The organism is Halomonas sp. BC04, assembly GCF_000568385.1.
In genome coordinates this window covers 1-7,403 of the sequence record NZ_AZQX01000219.1, presented here as the reverse complement: position 1 = coordinate 7,403, position 7,403 = coordinate 1, and the positions used below count along the sequence as shown (strand labels likewise).

General features: G+C 62.9%; 7 protein-coding genes and 1 pseudogene. 1 reads left to right on the top strand and 7 read right to left on the bottom strand.

All coding sequences use genetic code 11. The annotated features are described in order from the left end of the window. The 4 genes and pseudogenes from Q427_RS15195 to Q427_RS15180 all read right to left on the bottom strand — a co-directional run. The coding region (locus tag Q427_RS15195) for an acyl-CoA thioesterase (RefSeq protein ID WP_043515416.1) at positions 1-294 on the bottom strand (294 nt) is incomplete at its 3' end. Positions 295-396: 102 nt separating this feature from the next. Next, a pseudogene (locus Q427_RS15190) lies at positions 397-1,706 on the bottom strand (short-chain fatty acid transporter). A gap of 118 nt (positions 1,707-1,824) precedes the next feature. Beyond that, positions 1,825-3,120, bottom strand: coding sequence for an MATE family efflux transporter (locus tag Q427_RS15185; RefSeq protein WP_043515421.1), 1,296 nt, complete (start codon positions 3,118-3,120; stop codon positions 1,825-1,827). Between the two features lie 152 nt (positions 3,121-3,272). Further along, on the bottom strand, positions 3,273-3,884 hold the full coding sequence (locus tag Q427_RS15180) for a porin family protein (protein ID WP_043515414.1): 612 nt from the start codon (positions 3,882-3,884) through the stop codon (positions 3,273-3,275). 230 nt (positions 3,885-4,114) lie between these two features. Between Q427_RS15180 and Q427_RS15175 the strand changes: the two genes are divergently transcribed. Next, a complete protein-coding gene (locus tag Q427_RS15175) occupies positions 4,115-4,384 on the top strand; it encodes a hypothetical protein (RefSeq protein WP_231613719.1) in 270 nt (89 codons plus the stop codon). Positions 4,385-4,466: 82 nt separating this feature from the next. Here the strand turns inward: Q427_RS15175 and Q427_RS15170 are convergent, their stop codons facing one another. The 3 genes from Q427_RS15170 to Q427_RS15160 form a co-directional block, all read right to left on the bottom strand. Beyond that, complete coding sequence (locus Q427_RS15170) at positions 4,467-4,715, bottom strand: YfhL family 4Fe-4S dicluster ferredoxin (RefSeq protein ID WP_043515411.1); 249 nt, start codon at positions 4,713-4,715, stop codon at positions 4,467-4,469. 86 nt (positions 4,716-4,801) lie between these two features. Continuing rightward, entirely contained in the window at positions 4,802-5,281 is a 480-nt protein-coding gene (gene coaD, locus Q427_RS15165; protein WP_043515409.1) for a pantetheine-phosphate adenylyltransferase, read from the bottom strand. An 83-nt stretch (positions 5,282-5,364) separates the two neighbouring features. Then, complete coding sequence (locus Q427_RS15160; protein WP_043515419.1) at positions 5,365-7,242, bottom strand: beta-ketoacyl synthase; 1,878 nt, start codon at positions 7,240-7,242, stop codon at positions 5,365-5,367. Positions 7,243-7,403 lie beyond the last annotated feature (161 nt).

Below are 7,403 nucleotides of genomic sequence, written 5' to 3'. Positions count from 1 at the left end.
GTTCTCGGCCACCACCTTCACGCCGATCTCCATGGAGGAGCGGCCGACGTGGTTGACGCAGGCGAGAAACGTCACCAGTTCACCGACGTGTATCGGCTGCTTGAACAGTACCTGGTCAACGGAGAGCGTCACGACATAGTGGCCCGAGTAGCGGCTGGCGCAGGCATAGGCCACTTCGTCGAGCTTCTTGAGAATGGCCCCGCCATGGACCTTGCCACTGAAATTGGCCATGTCGGGAGTCATCAGTACGGTCATGCTCAATTCATGCTGGCCGGGCAGGTCGTGGTGTTCCATATCGATTTCCTGTGGTGTCGTCCTTACAGCATAACGCCTTGCCCCGATCGTCACGATTCGTAGGCAAGGCGTTTTGTCAGCCCCTGTGGCTCGGGCCTGGGCTCAGAACCAGGTCAGGCCAACGGCGATGATGATGCCGGTAATGAACAGCTGGATCAGGCAGAAGCCCATGATGTCCTTGGCCTTCAGCCCGGCGATGGCGAGTACCGGTAGCGCCCAGAACGGCTGCAGCAGGTTGGTCCAGGCGTCGCCCCAGGCCACGGCCATGGCGACACGTGCCACGTCCACGCCCAGCGCCTCGGCAGCCGGCAGCATCACCGGCGCCTGCACGGCCCACTGGCCGCCACCGGAAGGCACGAAGAGGTTGACGATGCCGGCACTAATGAAGGACCAGAAGGGCAGCGACGTCTCGGTGGCGAACGAGATCAGCCCCTGGGACATGGATTCGGCAAGCCCGGATTGAACCATGATCGCCATGATCCCGGCGTAGAACGGAAACTGGATCACGATGCCGGCACCGCCCTTGATCGCCTCGTTGAGGCTCTCGAGCAGGCTGCGGGGGGTGCGATGCAGCACGATGGCAAGGAACAGGAACATGAAGTTGACGATGTTCAGGTTCAGGCCGCCGCCGCGCAGCAGGAAGTGGTCGAGCAGGAAGATCACCCCGGGAATGCCCACCAGCCAGGCCAGGGTCACGCTGTTCTCCAGCCGGTCGGCCGGACGAGTGATGCGCACCCGGGCATCGGGTGCATCGCCCAGCACCTTGGGGTCCACGTAGACGCTGTCCTTCTCGTCGGGCAGCATCAGGCGATTGACCAGGGGAATACTGATGAACAGGCAGGCCACGATGGCCAGGTTGAAGAAGGAGAAGATGGTGCACCGGTGCCGATCACGCCGATCTGGTCGGCGGTGAAGTGCCCGTCTGTGGCGATGGTCAGCGGAATGGAGCCGGCGAGCCCGCCGTGCCAGACCACGAAGCCGGAGTAGGCGCTGGCCACCAGCAGGCGATAGTCGACCCGCACCAGCCGCGCCAGTTCCTTGGCGAACAGGGCGCCCACCACCAGCCCGAAGCCCCAGTTGATCCAGCTTGCGACCAGCGATACCAGCGTCACCAGAATGATGGCGCTACCGGCGTTGTTGGCGCGGCCTGCCAGCTGCTGCAGCATGCGCTTCACCGGCGGTGAGCTGGCGAGCATGAATCCGGTGACCAGGATCAGCAGCATCTGCATCGAAAAGGTCAGCAGGTTCCAGAAGCCGTCGCCCCAGAAGCGCATCACCGCCAGCGGTGTCTGACGCTCGACGCCAATGGCCGCGGCGGCTGCAACAAGGGTCAACAGTAGAACGAAAATGAATGGATCGGGCAGATAGCGATCGACCAGCCTGACGGCAGGTTTGGACAGGAACTTGAGCATGGCAGTTTCGCTTCTTCTAATGTTGTGGAATAGCTGTCGGGTCGTCTGAGAAAAGTAGCGCAAGCTCAGAAGGTTGCACGTTTCGACTCATCAACGGTGTGATGAAAGCCAGGTTTTGTCAAAGGGAAGGGGCCATGGGATTCCATCGGGTACGGCGGTAATGAAGAAAATAGGTGGCAAGGACGGCCGAGCGCACCAGGCTGAACGTCAGGAAGGCCAGCCATAGGCCATGGTTGCCCAGGTCCTGAGTGGCCCACCAGACCGGAAGGTAGATGGCCAGGCCGATGAAGATGCTGTTGCGCATCTCGCGTATTGCCGTGGCGCCGATGAAGACCCCGTCCAGCAGATAGCTCCACACCGCGATCAAGGGCATGGCCACCATCCATGGCAGGTAGCTGCCTGCCGTGGCGCGCACTTCCGGGAGCCCCGTCAGCAGGGCGATGAGGTAGTGGCCGCCGAGGGCGAAAGCCAGCGAGGCGATGCCGGCGGTGATCAGCGAGAACCAGGCGGCGGTGCGCACGGTGGTGGCGAACTCGTCCCAGCGTCGGCGACCCACCGAGCGGCCGACGATCGCTTCGGCGGCATGCGCGAAGCCGTCCAGGGCATAGCTGGTCAGCATGATGAACTGCAGCAGCACGGCATTGGCGGCCAGCACCGTATCGCCCTGTACGGCGCCCCGTGAGGTGAAGAAGGCCATGGCGAACAGCAGCCCCAGGGTGCGGACGAAGAGGTTGGCATTGACGTGGAAGAGTTCGGCGTAGGCGGCCAGCTTCAACAGGCGCTCGCGCAGGAACCGTCCCTCCAGCAGCTTCAACTGCCGGCTCACCAGCCACAGGCCGAAGAACAGTGCCGTATAGTCGGCGATGACCGTAGCCCATGCCACTCCATCGCTGGTCATGCCGAGCCCCACCACGAAGAGCAGGTCGAGTGCGATGTTGACGCTGTTCGTCAATACCAGGATGAGCAGGGTTACCCGTGCATTCTGCTGGCCCAGGAACCATCCCAGGATGGCATAGTTGGCCAGTACCGCCGGGGCCGAGAGGATGCGAATATGCGCATATTCGGCCGCCAGTTCGGTGGCCACCTCGCTGCCGTCCAGCAGCCAGAGCCCGAGGGATATGAGCGGCCGGGAGAAGAGAATCAGCAGCGTACCGATGCCGGCGGCCATCAGCAGCGACTGTCCCAGGAGGTTGCGCACTTCGCTGTCGCTTTCGCGACCCACTGCCTGGGAGGTCAGGCCCGTGGTGCCCATACGCAGAAAACCGAAGCCCCAGTAGAGGAAGCTGAACAGGGTGGCGCCCAGGGTCACCCCGGCCAGGTAGCGGGAGTCCGGCAGATGGCCGACCACGGCGGTATCCACCAATCCCAGCAGCGGCACGGTGATGTTCGACAGAATGATGGGCCACGCCAGCATCCAGATGCGGCGTCGGGCGGCGGAAGGGGTTGCCAGTTCCTGGGATGCCACGGAGTCTTCCGGTGAGAAGCGAAACCGTGAAGCATGGCGGGCGAAGGGGCATAACGCAACAGCCCCGCCGAAGCGGGGCTGGAATCGCTTGGTGCGATTGGCTAGAAACGATAGCCCACGCTTGCTGAAATCATATCGATAGTGAAATCCTCCCCACTGTCGCTTAGGTCATAGCGCTCGAATTCGGCCCGTACCATGATCTGGTCTATGACATATTCAACCCCGGCTCCGTAAAACGGATCGGTTCCGCTGTCTCCTGCAGTATCTCGATAGGTTACGCCATCGATCGTGGCAGTTCCGGACAGGCTGGCATCCCAAGCGATCAATCCAAGCTTGCCGAAGACGCTGAAGCCTCCATCGATGGGAAGTTTACCCACCAAGGCAAAGCCAAAGCCGTCTACGCCAAGTTTGATGTTGGCGCTGTCAGCTCCATCGGAGGCGCTGGCAGTGTAGTCACCGAAATCCAGATAACTGGCTTCTACGGCGAAATTGGGATTGAACTGGTAGCCGGCAAAAACCTTATAGGCTGTGTCCTTGTCATCGGTATTGGCGCCAATGCTGCCAAGCCAGTCGAGGGTATCATTGTCCAGCTTCGACTGGCCGATACCTGCACCCAGATAGAAGCCTTCGTCAGGTACACCCGGATAACTCTGGGCAAATGCGGGTGAAGCCACGAGGGTGGCCAGGGCAGCGGTTACGATAAGACGCTTCATGTGCTCTCCATTGCATGCGCGGTTCAGGCCGAAGCCTGCTTACAGGTAGACCCACTAAAGGCGGCTACCTTGAGGTGAATTCATGTGACAGACTGTATCATTAATTATACATAAGACTAGCTATAATTAGCATAAGATTGATGCACGTCATCAAATACACAGCATGCTTTTAGAGCGGGGGTGTCATGACACGTAATCTATTCAGAGCCGCAGTCTTCGGTGTTGTTTTCATGCTGGGAAGCTTGCCAGCAGTGGCTCAGCAGCAGCACATGGAGGCCCGGCCCAGCGGGGGCGCCATGGTTGCTGATGCTCTTGTGGCACGGCCACTGCTGTTGCTTGCTACCGTGGGTGGAACAGCAGTATTTCTGGTGTCGCTGCCATTCACCGCACTAGGTGGCAATGTGGATCAGGCGGCGGAAGCCCTGGTGAAGACGCCGGCAGAGGCGACGTTTCGGCGCTGCCTTGGGTGCACGGTGAGTCGCCGGGCAGGCGAGCTCTAGGGCTTGAGGCCACCAACGCCAGCGCCCCGCTCAATGAGCGGGGCGCTGGCATCTGGCTTGAGCTGTGGGCCGCGGTGAGCGCTCAGGCAGCGGTGATGACGTGGTACTTTTCCATCAACTGCTCGCGGCTCTCCTCGCGCTCCGGATCCAGAGGGATGCAGTCCACCGGACACACCTGCTGGCACTGGGGCTCGTCGTAGTGGCCGACGCACTCGGTGCACAGGTTGGGGTCGATGACATAGATCTCTTCCCCCGGCGAGATGGCGCCGTTGGGGCATTCGGGTTCGCAGACGTCGCAGTTGATGCACTCGTCGGTGATCATCAGGGCCATGGGGCTACCTCGCGATAAGGCGCGGCCAGGGGTGCTGGCCCCGCCCGGGGTGATGCGACTCGGGCGAATAAGGCCGAGTATTATAGTCAGGTATTGTAATGGCTGCGCAGCGCTTCGGCGACCCTGGGGTGCACCAGTCGCGTGATATCGCCACCGAGCTTGGCGATTTCCCGCACGATGGTGGAGGAGATATAGGAGTTCTCCACCGCGGGGGTCAGGAAGACGCTCTCCAGCTCGGGTGCCTGGGCACGGTACATGTTGGCCAGCTGCAGCTCGTACTCGAAGTCCGATACCGCACGCAGGCCACGCAGGATAATGCGTGCCTTCTGTTCGACCATCATGTCGGTCAGCAGGCCGGAAAAGCCGATGACCTCGACATTGTCGAGTTCCGCCACGACCTCGCGAGCCAGGGCGATGCGCGTGCCCAGGTCGAGGGCCGGCCCCTTGCCGGGGCTGGCGGAGATGGCCACCACGACCTTGTCGAAGAGGCGCGAAGCGCGCTCGATCAGGTCGAAATGGCCGTGGGTGATGGGGTCGAAGGTGCCCGGGTAGACCGCGATTTTCATGGCGCTCCGCTCAGTTGCCACTCTCAAGGGGGCTCAGGGTAACCGCCCGTGGCTGGGACGACAACGTCAACCTCGCCACAGGGTCACTCTTCCAGCTGGCCAAAGGGATTGTCCACCACCAGCGAGACAGGACGTGCATAGCCGGGGATCTGGATGCTGTCGGCACTGACATCGAGCTCAGTGCCTTCCAGCACTCCCTCTCCGAAGCGATAGCGGGCCTGATAGTGACCGTGATCGGCCCTGTCGAGATAGGCCTGGCTTACCTCGCGTATCGCCTTGCGGCGCTCGCGCCAGGCCGCCAGGGTGGCTTCTCCATGGCGCTGTGTCAGCAGCCGTTCGGTGACGGCCGGTGACAGCACCACGCCGGTGGCGTTGTTGCCGCCGAAGCCCTTGGCATTGATGAAGGCGGCGTCGGCGTCGAATGCCTGGGGGTCACGAGAGAAGCGCAGCCGATCCGCATGCACATCGTCGGCCACTGCGTTGAGGGTGGGAATGCCCGGCAGCAGTCCGTGGGCGAAGCTGCCCAGGGCGCTGGTCAGCTGGTCGCCGGCGGCGCTGCCCTGGGAGTGGCCAACGAAGGCCTTGACCGCTACCACGGGCCATTTCTCGATATGGTGGGCCCGGGCGATCAGGTCGAACACGTGGGACTCGGTCACGCGGTTCTTGGGCGTGCTGGTGCCGTGGGCATGCAGGAAGGTGCGTTCCCTCAGGGCCTTCTCGCCGAGCATGTCGCGTACCAGCGATGTCGCCTTGCCCAGGGTGATGTAGTTGCCGATGCCCGGGGCAGAGATCGAGCGCTTCCAGCCGTCGGCGTTGACGAAGACCCCCGGCACGCTGCCGAGTATCTCGGCACCTACCTCCAGCGCCAGGGCGTCGTCCAGCAGCAGGATGAACTGGCTGGCCTCGGCGATGGTGAAGCCGCAGTTGCGGGCGAAGGGGCGGCAGGCGCGCTGGTAGTCGGCATCGGTCAGCAGTTCCAGGGCGTCCAGCGCTTTGAGACTCTCGTCGTCGGCCAGGGCGCCCATGGCGCGAAAGCCCTCGATGATCTCCGGTGTTACCGGGGCATCGGAGGTACCGACCATCACCGCACGGCGCTGGCCGCTGCGAATGTCCTCACACCCCAGGCGCAGGTTGTAGAGGAAGCTGGCGCAGGCGCCGAGCACGGCGCCGGTACCGCCGACGCTGCCCAGCACATAGGCGTTGAGGAAATCGGCGGGCATCTGGCCATAGCCCAACGGCATCTGCTTGGAGGTGGCGCGGTTGCCCGAGACGAAGCTCTTGAGCAGCCCGCCCCAGCCCTCGTCGTCGAGCTGGCCGATGGAGTTGCCGGCATAGACGGCAACCTCGTCCGGATCGAGGCGATCGCGCAGTGTCTCCCAGGTCAGTCCGCTGCTGCCCAGGCAGTCGCTGGCGGCGAAGATCGACATCGACAGTCCGCGAGGGTGATGCACGCTGCGATAGTGGCGACTGGGGTCGAAGCCGCTGGGCAACTGGCCGGCGGCCCGAACCAGGGCCGGGCGGGTTTCCGGCAGCATCACGTCCAGGTCGCCGGGGGGCACCGTGACTTCGAGGGTATGACGATCCAGCTCGCGAACCTGCCAGGTTGCCGGGAGGCGTTCCGGCAGTTGGCGGCGACGAATACGGAAAACCAGCTCGTTCCCCAGCCCCAGGCTGGCGCGCCGGTTGGCCGGCAGGCCGTCGTCATTGAACCGCGGGTCCTCGATGCGCCGGATGAGCGTGTGGTCGAGGACCCGCTCACGGCACTGTTCAGCCAAGAGGGAGGCGCTGACGGCTTGGCCCCTGGCGTCGTGCCAGCTGCCATCCCGATGGCTGCCCAGCCCCATCAGTGCGGCCAGGCTCAGCAGAAGCTGCTGCTGGTCGTCGTCGGGCAAGGCATCGATCACGGTGCGACGAAATGCTTGATGGCCAGACGTACGGCCGGCGGCGTTGACGCCGCCCATGCCGACGATCACCGGTAAGTGTGACAAGCCGCTTTCCTCGTTCTGCTGTTGGTGCGAGTGGCTGTAATTGGTATGAGACTGGCGATCATAGCACCCGGTCCCGGACCCGTCATGGGCTCCCCGGGGCCCTTTGAGATGCAAAAAATAAAACAAACGTTTGA